The organism is Novosphingobium sp. Sphag1I (genome assembly GCF_056279125.1).
The window spans coordinates 231,061-243,797 of sequence record NZ_JBWBQS010000002.1 but is presented as its reverse complement, the minus strand read 5'-3'; the positions used below and the strand labels follow the sequence as shown (position 1 = coordinate 243,797).

Sequence of the window (12,737 nt, the reverse complement as noted above, 5' to 3'; positions counted from 1 at the left end):
ATTCCCATGAAGAAAGCCCTTCTTGCATCCCTCCTGCTGGGTCTGGCCATGACCCCGGCAGCGCCCGCCATGGCCGACGGCCCCATCGCCCCGCGTTCAGCTCAGGCCAATGCCCAGGCCTTTACCGCTGATCGCGCCGCGATATTGGCCATGGCGGGCGATTACAAGGTGACGTTCGATCTGCGCGAAACGACAAGCTGGCGGGCTGATTACACGGCGATCCCGTCGAAACTGTCAGGCGGGCATGAGGTGGTGCGCGTGATTGAGGACGCCGGCCGCCATATCGCCTTGCAGCACCTGTTGGTGGTGAAAGATGAGAGCGGCAAGACCATGGTCATCAAGCATTGGCGGCAGGACTGGAACTATGAACCCGAAAACCTGCTGACCTATGCGGGCAAGGGGGAATGGAAACTTGAAACCATCCCGGCCACCATGCGCGCGGGCCGCTGGTCGCAAACCGTGTGGCAGACCGACGATTCCCCCCGCTATGGCGGATGGGGCCAATGGAGCGACGAGGGCGGGGTACGCCGCTGGCGTTCAAGCTGGACGCTCCGCCCGCTGGCCCGGCGCGATGCGGTGCGCCATCCGGCCTATGACCGCTATCTGGCCATCAATCGCCATTCGCCGACGCCGACGGGCTGGATCCATTGGCAGGACAATTTGAAAGAAGGCCCCGACCCGGCAGGATCGGGTCAGATCGTGCCCTTTGTGCAGGAATCGGGCCTCAACACCTATGTCCGCGATGGCCGGTTCGATGTCGCAGCGGCCGAGGCCTATTGGGCCGCGACCAAGGACTACTGGGCTGCGGTGCGCGGCGCATGGGGCGATGCCATCGCCAAAGGGCAGGGCGTCAAAGTGGCCGAGGTAGCCGAAACCGGATCGGCGGGCGCTGAAAGGTTGATGGGGCTGGCCGATGATATCCGGGCCGGAAAAATCACCACCGATAAAGCAATTGTCAGCGCGCGGGCGGTCATTGCCGAAGTAACGCGCTGACAGGGCGGGCGGGGGGGAGAGGCGACACCCCCCCGCCCGTTTTTCATGTCGCCTGCCATCCTCCGGCAAGGGCGCGGAACACATCGACCTCGGCAAAGGCGGCGGCGCGGCGGGCCGCGACTAGATCAGCCTCAGCCCCGGCCAAGGTGCGTTGCGCATCCAGTACGGTGAGGAAATCAATCTGCCCCTCGCGTTGACGGGCAAGGCTGATGCGGGCCGCGCGTGATGCCTCATCGCGGGCGCGCTGCAAAGTATCGGCGCGTTGGCGGGCATGGGACAGGTTGGACAAGGCCCTCTCGGTTTCCTCCAGCGCGATCAGCACCGCGCCGTCAAATTGCGCCAGCGAGGCTTTGGTTTCGGCCTTGGCCGCCGCGATCCGCGCCCGCGCCGCGACGATATTGGGGATGGTCCAGCTGACCAACGGCCCCAATGACCAGCGCGAGGCCGAGGCCCCCGTTACATCCATTCCGCCCAGCGCCGTGGCACCACCGGAGGCACCCAGCGTGATGCGTGGGAAGAGATCCGCCGTCGCCACACCAATGCGCGCCGTATCGGCGGCAAGGCGGCGTTCGGCAGCACGCACATCAGGACGCCGCGCCAGCAATGCCGCCCCATCACCCACTGGGATCGGCTGCTTCAATTCCGGCGTCACGTTTACCTGTCGCAGCGCCGCCGGAAGGTCCGCAGGTGTGCGCCCGGTCAACGTTGCAAGGCGAAGCAGGGCGGCCTGACGGTCGGCCTGCAATTGCGGGATCGATGCGGCCTGCTGATCGCGCAGCGTCGAAACGCGGATCAGGTCCAGCCGATCAGACCGCCCGACATCGACCCGCGCCCCGGTGATGCGGATCGATCGGTCGAGCAGGTCCACCGTTTCCTGCGCCACCTTTTCGCGCTCGGCGCTGGTGGTGGCGTCCAGATAGGCGCGGACCGTATCGGACACCACGGCCAGACGCACCGCATCGGCATCGGCCTGCGCAGCGGCGGCATCGCCTTTGGCGGCTTCTACGCCCCGGCGCAAACGGCCAAAGGCATCGACTTCATAGGACAAAGCCAATCCGCCATCATAGGCCCAGCGCTCACGCGATTGGCCCGGAATGGTCTGGATCGAGGAAATGCGCTGACGATTGCCCGAGGCCGACAATGTCGTTTCAGGCAGAAGGAGCGGCGCGCGCGCACCGGTCAGGCTGGCGCGGGCGGCCTCTACCCTTGCCACGGCGACACGGATGTCGGTGTTGGCGGCCAGAGCATCGTGAACAAGGCCATCAAGGACCGGGTCGCCATACATGGTCCACCATTGATCGGCGGCAGGGGCGGCGGCGAAACCGGGCGCTTCGGCCCCCGCAAAGGGGGCCTTGGCCGAGGAGGCGGCAACCGGGGCGTGATAATTCGGCCCCACCGCACATCCGGCCAGCAGACTGGTGGCCAGCAGGATTGGAATGATGCGTGTCATCGCAAATTTCCTTATTCGGCCGGTTGCATCGCGCCGCCATGACCGCGACGGGCCTTGGCAAAACGCAGCGCCATTTTCCGGCACAAGACATAGAAGGTGGGGGTGAAAATCAGGCCAAAGCCGGTGACGCCCACCATGCCAAAGAACACCGCCGTGCCCAGCGCCTGACGCAGTTCCGCGCCTGCGCCGGTTGCAATCACCAGAGGCACGGCGCCCAGGATGAAGGCAAGGCTGGTCATCAGGATCGGACGCAGACGGGTTTGCGAGGCATAGACCGCAGCATCGATGGGGTTCATGCCCTGCTCGTCCTCGGCCTGCTTGGCAAATTCCACCACCAGAATGGCGTTCTTCGCCGCCAGAGCGATCAGCACCACCAGACCGATTTGCGTCAGGATGTTGTTATCCATCCCCCGCAGATTGACCCCCAACATGGCCGCCAACAGACACATGGGGACGATCAGGATGATCGAAAGCGGCAGCGTCAGGCTTTCATATTGCGCGGCCAGCACGAGGAAGACGAAAAGAACTGCCATGCCAAAGACCATCGCGGCGGTATTGCCTGCATGGACCTGTTGATAGGCGATGTCGGTCCATTCGCCGCCGTAACCGGGCGCCAGCGTATCATCGGCCAGCTTTTCCATCGTGGCCAATGATTGGCCGGTGGAGAAGCCGGGCGCGCTGTCGCCATCGACCTCTACGGCCGGTTGCAGGTTATAGCGCACCACGCGATAGGGACCGGTCTTGTCCTCGAAATTGGCGACCGCACCAATGGGCACCATCTCGCCGGTGTTCGAACGGGTTTTCAGGTTGGCAATATCGGCCACGGTCGAGCGGTGTTCCGGGTCGGCCTGTGCGGTGACGCGATAGGTGCGGCCCAAAAGGTTGAAGTCATTGACGAAGGCTGAGCCGAGATAGACTTCCAACGCTTCGAAAATGCGTTCCGGCGGCACGCCCAGCAGGTCGGCCTTGCGGCGGTCAATATCGGCATAGACGCGCGGTGTGCCCACATCGAACAATGTATAGACCTGCTTCAATCCGGCCTGCGCATTGGCCTTGGCGATCAACGCCCATGCTTGCGCATTGAGAGCGTCATAGCCGCGCCCTTCGCGGTCCTGCAGCATGAAGCGATAGCCGCCCGCTGCGCCAAGGCCCTGAATGACCGGGGGCGGCACAAGGATGATGCGCGCCTTGTCATAACCGGCCATCGCCTTGTTGGCTTGATCCATGATGCCCTGATAGGTCACGCCCATTTCCTTGCGCTCGGCAAAGCTCTTGAAGGGGAAATAGATCGCGCCCGAATTGGGGGCCGATGTGCGCGAAGGGCCGTGGAACCCGGCAAACATCACCGCGCCGCGAATACCCTTGATGGGCAGGATACGCGCAGCAACGTCACGCACCACGCCGTCCGTGCGTTCCAGCGAGGCGCCCGAGGGCAATTGCACGATGGCGAGGAAATAGCCCTGATCCTGCGCCGGGATGAAGCCCGAAGGCGTGATGACAAATAATCCAATGGTTGCCGCAATCAGCGCGCCATAGGCCGCCATCATCCGCTTGGGGCTGCCCAAAAGGCGGCGGGTCAGGCGGGCATAGGCTGCGCTCATCCGGTCGAAGCCGGTGTTGAACCGGTCCGCACCCGTTTGCAGCATCCGCCGCCAGCGGGGCAAGTGCGCATGGGCCGCATCGACGTGCCCGCGCAGCAGGAGAGCGGCCAGAGCAGGCGAAAGCGTCAGGCTGAGCAGCAGCGAGATGACCGTTGCGGTCGAGATGGTGACGGCAAACTGCTTGTAGAACTGACCCGAAAGGCCGGTGATGAACAAGGTGGGGACAAACACCGCGCAAAGCACCAGCACGATGGCAACCAGCGCGGTGGCCACTTCATCCATCGACGTGCGCGAGGCTTCCAGCGGGCTCATGCCCAAAGCCATGTTGCGCTCGACATTTTCGACAACGACAATAGCGTCATCGACCACGATGCCGATGGCCAGCACCAGCCCAAAGAGCGAGAGATTGTTGAGCGAATAGCCCACCGCCGCCAACATCACCGCCGTACCGATCAGCGAGACGGGGATGGCCAACACCGGAATGATCGCCGCGCGCCAGCTTTGCAGGAAGATGAGGATCACCAGCACCACCAGCACCACCGCCTCGAACAGCGTGTGATAGACGGCATCAATCGACTGGCTGATGAATTCGGTGGGGTTATAAATTGTCGAATATTCCAAGCCCTTGGGGAAGGTCTTGGCGATCGTGTCCATCTCGGACTTGATGCGCGCGGCGGCGGCCAGAGCGTTCGAGCCGGGGCGCTGCATCACCGCGATCACCACGGTAGGCTTGTTCGAGAGATAGGTGTTGATGCCGTAATCCTGCGCGCCCAATTCGACGCGGGCCACATCGCGCACGCGGACCTGATGGCCGGCGGCGTCGGTGCGGATCACCACATCATAGAACTGCTGCGGATCGGTCAGGCGGCCTTGCGTTTCGACGCCAAGCTGGAAAGCCTCGCCTTTGGAATAGGGGGGCTGGCCCAGAGCGCCGGAGGATACCTGCACATTCTGTGCGCGCAGGGCCGCAACGATCTCGCCCGCCGTCAGGTTGAGCGCGGCGGCGCGGGCAGGATCGATCCACACGCGCATCGCATAATCGCGGCCGCCAAACAGCTGCACATCGCCCACGCCGTCAAGCCGGGCCAGACGGTCGCGGACCTGCGTCAGCGCATAGTTCGAGATATAGTCACGCGGCAGGCTGCCATCGGGCGATTGCAGATTGACCACCATCAGGAAGTCAGGGCTGGTCTTGCGCGTCACCACGCCCAGTCTTTGCACTTCCTGCGGCAGACGCGGCACGGCAATCGCCACTCGGTTCTGCACCAGCACCTGCGCGGCATCAAGGTTCGTGCCGATCTTGAAGGTGGCCGTGATCGTCACCTTGCCGTCGCCGGTCGACTGGCTGCTCATATAGAGCATATTGTCGACGCCGTTGATTTCCTGCTCGATGGGCGTGGCAACGGTGGCCGCCACGGTTTCGGCCGAGGCGCCGGGATATTGGGCCGAAACGGTGACTGTTGGCGGCACCACTTCGGGATATTGCGAGACGGGCAGGCCCACAAAGGCCAGCGCGCCCACCACGGTGATAAGCACCGCCAGCACCGCCGCGAAGATCGGGCGGTCTATGAAGAAACGGGAAAAGCGCATGGGAAAATTCCCCTGGAAATTATCGGGCCAGCGTGGCTTCGGCGGCGGCCGGGGTGGCGATGGCCGTGGGCTGCTGGGCGGGCAGGGCGGTGATGGTGGCCGGGCGGGTGTTGACCTTGGCGCCGGGCATCGCGGCCTGAAGATTGGTGATGGCCACGCGATCGGTGGGCGCAAGGCCCGAACGGATCACGCGCAATCCGCGCACGACTGGCCCAAGAATGACCGGCTTAGCCGTCAATGTGCCGTCCGGGGCGACGACCAGCACGGTTTTGCGGGCCTGATCGGACTGGATCGCTTCATCGGGCACCAGCAGAGCCTGCACCGTGCCGCCATGGCTCAGACGCATCGCGCCGAACATGCCGGGGGTCAGGAAAAGGCCGGGGTTGGCCAGCAATGCGCGGCCACGGATCGTGCCTGAATGCGGATCAAGCCCGTTGTCGGTGAAGTCCAATTGGCCCTGATGACGGTAATCGGGCTCGTCCTGAAGCTTGATTTCGACTTTGGTGCTGGTGTTGCCCGCCGCCTTGTCGCGCTGGGCTTTCAGGAAAAGCGCTTCGGAGGAATCGAAGGTGAAATAGATCGGATCGAGCGCGTTGATCGTGGTCAGCAGCGTGGCATTGGGGCCTTCGCCCGCAGCGACCAGATTGCCCACATCGACGCGACGGTCGGAGATGCGGCCCGCGATGGGGGCGCGGACCTGCGTGAATTCCATGTCCAGCGCGCGGGCCTGTTGGCGCGCTTCGGCAGCGGCGAGGGAGGCCTGTGCGGCCTGAAGCCGAGCCTTGAGGCCATCGAGTTCGCCCGCCGAAATGGCTTCATCGCCCGACAGGCGCGTTGCGCGGGCCAGATCATTGCGGGCCAGCGCCAGTGCGCTGCGCGCCGAGGCGACATTGGCCGATGCTTCGGCCAGAGCGGCGCGATAGGGGCGTTGGTCAATGGTGAAGAGCAGTTGCCCCTTTTGCACGATGTCGCCATCGCGGAAATGGCGGGCGGTGATCTGGCCGCCGACGCGCGGGCGCAGTTCGACGCTCTGGCTGGGGGCGAAACGGCCAACATAATCGTCCCATTGCGTCACGGGCGCGACAAGCGGGCTGGACACGCCCAGCGTCGGGGTGGGCATGACCGCGGCGGTGGCGGGTTCGTTATGAAGAACTTTCCAGCCCACGCCGCCGGCAAATGCCAGAGCAATCGCGGCCCAGGCCACGCGGCGGATAAGGGGGTTCTTTGTTGCCTTTGGCTCATGGGTTTCACGCTCAATCGCGTCGTCAATCAGGGTGGTCAGCATGTCCATGGGTCGGCTCCGGGCAGGCAGGACACGCGCCGGGGATGACTGCGTCGCGCGGGATGGGCGCGGCAACATGCCTTCCCCGGCGCGCCGGGTAGAGATGGATTACGAGGCGCAAAGGCCACGTGATGATGGATAAAACCGGTCCCGTCCGTGACACGGGGGGGTGGGGGGGATTGCGCCCCGGACGGGAACCGGTCTGGGCATCCGGCATTGGGGTGAATGCCGTGCCTTTTGGGTTGGACGCGCTGTTCAGGCGTCCATTGAAAGGGTCAGGTCGGGCAGGATGGGACTATCCTGCGCTTGGTGGACGGGGGGTTATCGGCCCGCGCCCTTTCAATACCAAACGGTATAGAATGAGGTGGCCTCAGCGTCAACCAGATTTTTATACCGTTCGGTATTTTTTATTCATACACCTGAATTTGCGGTGAATTAACTTACCTGCCCGGCCAAAGGGACAGGGTCGTCTGCACCAGACCTTCCAATTCCTTGGCCGAGGCGCCGGCGCGGGCATGGACCGACATGCCCTGAAGAACGGCGGTCAGGTAATGCGTCATTGCGGCCGGATCGATGTCGGATGAGAAATCACCATCGTCCCGTGCGCGTTGAAAACGTTCGGTCATGGCCCGCTCGGTCGCAACGCGAAGCGACACGATTTCGTCACGAATCGAATCGGCATAATTGGTGCAGGCCACAGCGCTCATCACGCCAAGGCAGCCGCGCGGATCATTGCCGGTTTGCATCGCCAGCGCCCCGCGCAAAAAGGCTTCGGCAACGCCCTTGGCCGTTGGCGCGGTCAGGCCGGCCCGGACATAGGCCATTTTGTCGCGTTCATACAGGTCCAACGCCTTACGGAATAAGGCTTCCTTATTGCCGAAACAGGCATAGAGGCTGGGTTTGGTGATGCCCATCGCCTCGGTCAATTCGGCCATGGAGGCGCCTTCATAGCCGCGCTCCCAGAACACTTTGAGCGCAGCCGTCAGCGCCGCGTCGGGACAGAACTGTCTCGGGCGCCCACGTTGCGCAGGGCCGGGGGCCACGAGCGTTTCAGGATCGAATTTCATACCAGACAGTATATAAGGTTTTTACGACATGGTCCATAGCATTCATTTCGGGTCGCCGGGCGAATGCAGGACGGCCTCCGATACATGCGCATTTTAACGGTGAGGCGCAAGCCTTGCGTGATCGACATCTTTCTGGGAAACTTGACGAATCGCGTGAGGAGAACCGGGTATGACGGGGACCATCGATCCATTGCAAGGGCGCGGGCCAACAGGCGGCGCAAGCGCGATCCTGCCAGCACGACCAGAAGCGATGCGCATCGATCCGGCGACGACCGCCGTGGTCGTTATCGATATGCAGAACGCCTATGCTTCGCCGGGGGGGTATGTCGATCTGGCCGGATTTGACATCGCCGGGGCGGCGGGCGTCATCGGCCGCATTGCGCAGGTCTTGGACACGGCGCGTGGGGCCGGTGTGCAGGTTGTCTTCCTGCAAAATGGCTGGGACGAGGATTATGTCGAGGCAGGCGGGCCGGGATCGCCCAACTGGCACAAATCCAATGCGCTCAAAACCATGCGCGCGAGGCCGGAATTACAGGGCCAGCTTTTGGCGCGTGGCGGTTGGGATTATGAACTGGTCGATGCTTTGAAACCCCAACCGGGCGATATTCGCGTCCACAAAACCCGTTACAGCGCCTTTTTCAATTCGCAGCTCGACAGCGTTTTGCGTTCGCGCGGGATCAAGACCATCGTCTTTGTCGGGATCGCCAGCAATGTCTGCGTGGAATCGACGCTGCGTGACGCGTTCCATCTCGAATATTTCAGCGTGATGATCGAGGATGCCACCCACCACCTCGGCCCCGATTTCGTGCATCAGGCCACGATCTATAATGTCGAAAAATTCTTTGGCTGGGTCAGCACCGTGGGCGATTTTTGCGGCAGCCTGGGGCAATTGCCTAAGGGAGGGGAATGATGCCTTTTGAACCGATCAATCCGCCACAGTTCCCTACCCCCATCGCGCCCTATTCCGCGGGCGCCAAGGCTGGCAACACGGTCTATGTTTCGGGCGTGCTGGCACTGGGCGAAGGGGGCGTGGTGCTGCATGTGGGAGACGCGGCGGCGCAGACGCGCCATATTCTGGACGTGATCGCCATCACGCTGGAGGCGGCGGGGGCGACGATGGCGGACGTGGCGATGAACCACATTTTCCTGAAAGACCTTGGCGATTATGCCGCTTTCAACGCGGTCTATGCCGAATATTTTCCGGGCGACAAACCGGCGCGCTATTGCATCCGGGCCGATCTGGTCAAACCTGATTGCCTGGTCGAAATCGCCAGCGTGGCGCATATCGGCTGATGCCAGAGGCGGCGAGCCTTTATTATGAGGAACATGGCCGTCCCGACGCGCAACCTTTGATCCTGTCGAGCGGGTTGGGTGGTTCGGCGGCCTATTGGCGGCCTAATATCGCGGCGCTGGCGGGGCATTTTCGCGTGATTGCCTATGACCATCGCGGAACGGGGCGCAGCGATCGCGCCTTGCCCGAGTTTGTGACGTTGGGCGATCTGGGCGCGGATATGCTGGCGCTGATGGATGCGCTCAAGATCACGCGGGCCAGCATGATTGGCCACGCCATCGGCGGTATGGCCGCGCTGGAGGCGGCGCGCATGGCGCCGGAGCGCGTGGACCGGATCGTCGTCATCAATGGATGGGCGCGGCTGGACCCGCAAACGGCGCGTTGTTTCGATGTGCGATTGTCGATTTTGCGCCATGCCGGACCGCGCGCCTATCTTGAGGCGCAGCCCTTGTTCCTGTTCCCGCCCGATTGGTTGAGCGATCACGACGCCGCCTTGCGTGAAGAAACCGAGCATCATCTGGCACATTGGCCGGGCGATGCGGTGATGGAAAAGCGTATCGCGGCGGCGCGGGCCTTTGATGCTTCGCGCTGGCTGGACGCGGTCGGTTCACGGGTCTTTGTGGTCAGCGCTTCTGATGATCTGCTCGTGCCATGGCGTAATTCGGCGGGTCTGGCGGCGGCTTTGCCCCATGCGTTGCACCGCCATGTGGATTGGGGCGGGCATGCTCTCAATGTCACCGCCTCCGAATTGTTCAACCGCGACACCATCGCCTGGCTCACCAATGGAGCCACGCCATTTTAGGAGCAGCCCCATGCAAGTCGGCGTTTTCGTGCCCATCAACAACAATGGCTGGCTGATCAGCGAGAACGCGCCGCAATACCACCCCAGCTTTGACCTGAACAAACAGATCGCCCAGAGCGCAGAGAAATATGGGCTCGATTTCCTGCTTTCGATGATCAAACTGCGCGGGTTTGGCGGCAAGACCGAGTTTTGGGAATATGGGCTGGAAAGTTTTACGTTGATGGCCGGATTGGCCGCGGTGACGGAAAAGATCAAGATTTACGCCACTTGCCCGACATTGATTATCCCGCCCGCCTTTGCCGCGCGGATGTGTTCAACCATCGACAGCATCAGCCATGGCCGCTTTGGCCTCAACCTGATCACCGGATGGCAGCCTCCCGAATATACCCAGATGGGCGTGTGGCCCGGCGACGAGCATTTCCGCAACCGCTATCAGATGCTGGACGAATATGCCCATATCCTGCGCGAATTGTGGGCGACCGGCGTCTCCGATTTCAAGGGCGATTATTACAAGATGGAGGATTGCCGCGTCCGGCCCCAACCGGAAGGCGATATGAAAATCATCTGTGCCGGATCATCGGATGCCGGTTTGGCATTTTCGGCGAAATGGGCCGATTATGCCTTCTGTCTTGGCAAGGGGGTGAATACGCCGACCGCCTTTTCCTTCAACAATGACCGTCTGGCCAAGGCGCTGGAGGTGACCCGGCGCGATGTTCAGGTCTTTGTGCTGGTGATGGTGATCGCGGCGGAAACCGATGAAGAGGCGATGGCCAAGTGGAAGAGCTATAATGACGGCGTTGATCTCGACGCGATCGCATGGCTGGCCGAACAGGGGGCCAAGGATACGGTCAACACCGACACCAATGTGCGCCAACTGGCCGCCCCGGAGGGTGCGGTGAACATCAATATGGGTACGTTGGTGGGATCTTATGCAAGCGTGGCGCGGATGCTGGATGAAATGGCCTTGGTGCCCAATACGGGCGGGGTTCTGCTGACTTTCGATGATTTTGTCGAAGGGGTGGAGGCTTTTGGCACCCGCATTCAGCCTTTGATGAAAAGCCGCCAGTAGAGCGTCAGGTGGCGTCGGCCTGCGTCTCTCCGGCGCGGGCCTTGCGGATCAGCATGATCGAACCATCGCTGCCCCCAATCGCGTCAATGCCCAGCGATTCATGGATGGTGGCGATGAAGTCATCGGAATTGCGCGCCGAAAACATGCCGCCCACCCGGATATTGGCGATGCGGGAATCGCTGATCACCATGGGCGTTTTGCGATAGCGGTTGAACTCTTCGACCGCCTGCGCCAGCGTTTCGCCCTGAAGATAGATTTCGCCCTGCTGCCAAGCGGTTTTCTGTGCCAATTCGCCCTTGGGCAGGGGGATGACCGAAATGGCGGCGGCGCGCATCATCGCGCTCGAACCCGAAGACACCTCGGTCAAGGTGCGCCCGTGATCCAGCACCGCGACCTTGCCGTCCAGCACGGTCAATTCGGTCAAGTCCGGTCTGACGCGCAGGTTAAGTTCCGTGCCCGAACTTTCGACGTCACCATCACGCGCGGAAATCAGAAAGGGCCGGGCGCTATCGCGGGCGATGCGGAAATGCGCCTCGCCCTTTACAAAACGGACCTGACGGATTTCCTTTTCAAAGGCCACGTCGATCGCGCTGTCCGTGTTCAGGCGGACCTTGCTGCCATCGGGCAATTGCACCATGCGGGTTTCGCCAATGCCGGTGCTGTATCTTTCGGGCATGACATAGCGCCATAGCGCCCCGCCAGCGACCGCCACCAGCCCGGCACCTGCGGTCCATGCACCAAACCGGCGACGGGAAACCTGCAAGGGAGGGTGGTCATCATTGACCGCATTTGCAATCTGGACATTGGGTTCGGGTTGATGGGCCATTGGCCCGGCCAGCGCCTTGGCCATGTCCCAACTCGCCTCGGCCTTGGCAAAAGCCACGCCATGGGCGGGGCTGCGTTCAACCCATCGATAGGCCGCATCCCATGCTTCGGGCGTATCGGCCTCACGCGCTTCGTGAAAAAGGCGCGCGGCTTCCTGCTCAATCGCCTGTCTTTGCTGCCCTTGCGGGGTCTGACCGGGCGTGGTCGAGAGTGTCAAAACGCGCATCCTCAAAATGGCCAATGGCCTGCATGACTTTTAAAGTGGCTTTGGCAATATGCTTGTCAACGGTGAAGACGGACAAGCCCATCTGTTCTGCTATTTCCTTGACCGGCATATCATGAACCCGCCGCAACAGAAACGCCTGTCGGCATTGCGGGGGCAACGTATCGACGATGGCCGACAATTTGCGAAGGTGATCGCGGGCCTGCAACATCCGTTCGGCCGAAAGCGTATCGGCCACCAGATCAAGGTCGGCGATTTCTTCGAGCGTGATGATTTTCTGACGACGCGCCTGATCGATCAACAGGTTGCGCGCGATCTGGAACAGATAGGACCGCCCATTGCCCACGCGCGTAAAATCGCTGGTGGCATAGGCCCGCGCCATGACTTCGGCCACGACATCTTCGACGTCCTGCGCCTGACGCATCACGCGGCGCATGCGGCTGCGCAGCGCGGCCTCATGGGGAAGGATGGCGGCTTTGAACCAATCGAGCCGAAGGCGAACCGGATCTGTCACGAAAATTGTGCCCCTGCATATCGGCCCATG

At 62.3% G+C, this 12,737-nt stretch carries 11 protein-coding genes; 5 read left to right on the top strand and 6 right to left on the bottom strand.

Annotated elements, in window-relative coordinates; translation table 11 throughout:
* Positions 1–6: 6 nt before the first annotated feature.
* On the top strand, positions 7–993 hold the full coding sequence (locus ACZ9HU_RS03160) for a DUF6607 family protein (protein ID WP_476102222.1): 987 nt from the start codon (positions 7–9) through the stop codon (positions 991–993).
* 43 nt (positions 994–1,036) lie between these two features.
* Here the strand turns inward: ACZ9HU_RS03160 and ACZ9HU_RS03155 are convergent, their stop codons facing one another.
* From ACZ9HU_RS03155 to ACZ9HU_RS03140, 4 genes are all read right to left on the bottom strand, one after another.
* On the bottom strand, positions 1,037–2,443 hold the full coding sequence (locus tag ACZ9HU_RS03155; protein WP_476102220.1) for an efflux transporter outer membrane subunit: 1,407 nt from the start codon (positions 2,441–2,443) through the stop codon (positions 1,037–1,039).
* Between the two features lie 11 nt (positions 2,444–2,454).
* Entirely contained in the window at positions 2,455–5,634 is a 3,180-nt protein-coding gene (locus tag ACZ9HU_RS03150) for an efflux RND transporter permease subunit (RefSeq protein WP_476102218.1), read from the bottom strand.
* A gap of 19 nt (positions 5,635–5,653) precedes the next feature.
* The gene (locus tag ACZ9HU_RS03145) at positions 5,654–6,925 is read right to left on the bottom strand and encodes an efflux RND transporter periplasmic adaptor subunit (protein WP_476102216.1); all 1,272 of its coding nucleotides are present in this window, start codon (positions 6,923–6,925) and stop codon (positions 5,654–5,656) included.
* Positions 6,926–7,356: 431 nt separating this feature from the next.
* Entirely contained in the window at positions 7,357–7,983 is a 627-nt protein-coding gene (locus ACZ9HU_RS03140; RefSeq protein WP_476102214.1) for a TetR/AcrR family transcriptional regulator, read from the bottom strand.
* Positions 7,984–8,152: 169 nt separating this feature from the next.
* On the opposite strand from ACZ9HU_RS03140, the gene rutB reads away from it, so the two are divergent.
* The 4 genes from rutB to rutA are packed head-to-tail and all read left to right on the top strand — an operon-like array spanning position 8,153 to position 11,145.
* Complete coding sequence (rutB, locus tag ACZ9HU_RS03135; RefSeq protein ID WP_476102212.1) at positions 8,153–8,893, top strand: pyrimidine utilization protein B; 741 nt, start codon at positions 8,153–8,155, stop codon at positions 8,891–8,893.
* Entirely contained in the window at positions 8,893–9,276 is a 384-nt protein-coding gene (gene rutC, locus ACZ9HU_RS03130; protein WP_476102407.1) for a pyrimidine utilization protein C, read from the top strand. Before rutB ends, rutC begins: the two co-directional genes overlap by 1 nt.
* The gene (gene rutD, locus ACZ9HU_RS03125; protein ID WP_476102210.1) at positions 9,276–10,076 is read left to right on the top strand and encodes a pyrimidine utilization protein D; all 801 of its coding nucleotides are present in this window, start codon (positions 9,276–9,278) and stop codon (positions 10,074–10,076) included. The genes rutC and rutD overlap by 1 nt, the downstream gene beginning before the upstream one ends.
* A gap of 10 nt (positions 10,077–10,086) precedes the next feature.
* Positions 10,087–11,145 (top strand): pyrimidine utilization protein A, encoded by a 1,059-nt coding sequence (gene rutA, locus ACZ9HU_RS03120; protein ID WP_476102208.1) that lies wholly within the window; start codon positions 10,087–10,089, stop codon positions 11,143–11,145.
* 4 nt (positions 11,146–11,149) lie between these two features.
* Here the strand turns inward: rutA and ACZ9HU_RS03115 are convergent, their stop codons facing one another.
* Entirely contained in the window at positions 11,150–12,196 is a 1,047-nt protein-coding gene (locus ACZ9HU_RS03115) for a FecR family protein (RefSeq protein WP_476102206.1), read from the bottom strand.
* Positions 12,129–12,707: an RNA polymerase sigma factor gene (locus ACZ9HU_RS03110; RefSeq protein ID WP_476102204.1), complete on the bottom strand. Its 579-nt coding sequence runs from the start codon at positions 12,705–12,707 to the stop codon at positions 12,129–12,131. The genes ACZ9HU_RS03115 and ACZ9HU_RS03110 overlap by 68 nt, the downstream gene beginning before the upstream one ends.
* Positions 12,708–12,737: the final 30 nt, after the last annotated feature.

What these genes read in the sequence shown, in the direction of transcription:
- ACZ9HU_RS03160 (WP_476102222.1), top strand. Translation starts at nt 7, where the DNA reads ATGAAGAAAGCCCTTCTTGCATCCCTCCTGCTGGGTCTGGCCATGACC.
- rutA (WP_476102208.1), top strand. Translation starts at nt 10,087, where the DNA reads ATGCAAGTCGGCGTTTTCGTGCCCATCAACAACAATGGCTGGCTGATC.
- ACZ9HU_RS03155 (WP_476102220.1), bottom strand. Translation starts at nt 2,443, where the DNA reads ATGACACGCATCATTCCAATCCTGCTGGCCACCAGTCTGCTGGCCGGA.
- ACZ9HU_RS03140 (WP_476102214.1), bottom strand. Translation starts at nt 7,983, where the DNA reads ATGAAATTCGATCCTGAAACGCTCGTGGCCCCCGGCCCTGCGCAACGT.
- rutC (WP_476102407.1), top strand. Translation starts at nt 8,893, where the DNA reads ATGCCTTTTGAACCGATCAATCCGCCACAGTTCCCTACCCCCATCGCG.
- ACZ9HU_RS03145 (WP_476102216.1), bottom strand. Translation starts at nt 6,925, where the DNA reads ATGGACATGCTGACCACCCTGATTGACGACGCGATTGAGCGTGAAACC.
- ACZ9HU_RS03150 (WP_476102218.1), bottom strand. Translation starts at nt 5,634, where the DNA reads ATGCGCTTTTCCCGTTTCTTCATAGACCGCCCGATCTTCGCGGCGGTG.
- ACZ9HU_RS03115 (WP_476102206.1), bottom strand. Translation starts at nt 12,196, where the DNA reads ATGCGCGTTTTGACACTCTCGACCACGCCCGGTCAGACCCCGCAAGGG.
- rutB (WP_476102212.1), top strand. Translation starts at nt 8,153, where the DNA reads ATGACGGGGACCATCGATCCATTGCAAGGGCGCGGGCCAACAGGCGGC.
- rutD (WP_476102210.1), top strand. Translation starts at nt 9,276, where the DNA reads ATGCCAGAGGCGGCGAGCCTTTATTATGAGGAACATGGCCGTCCCGAC.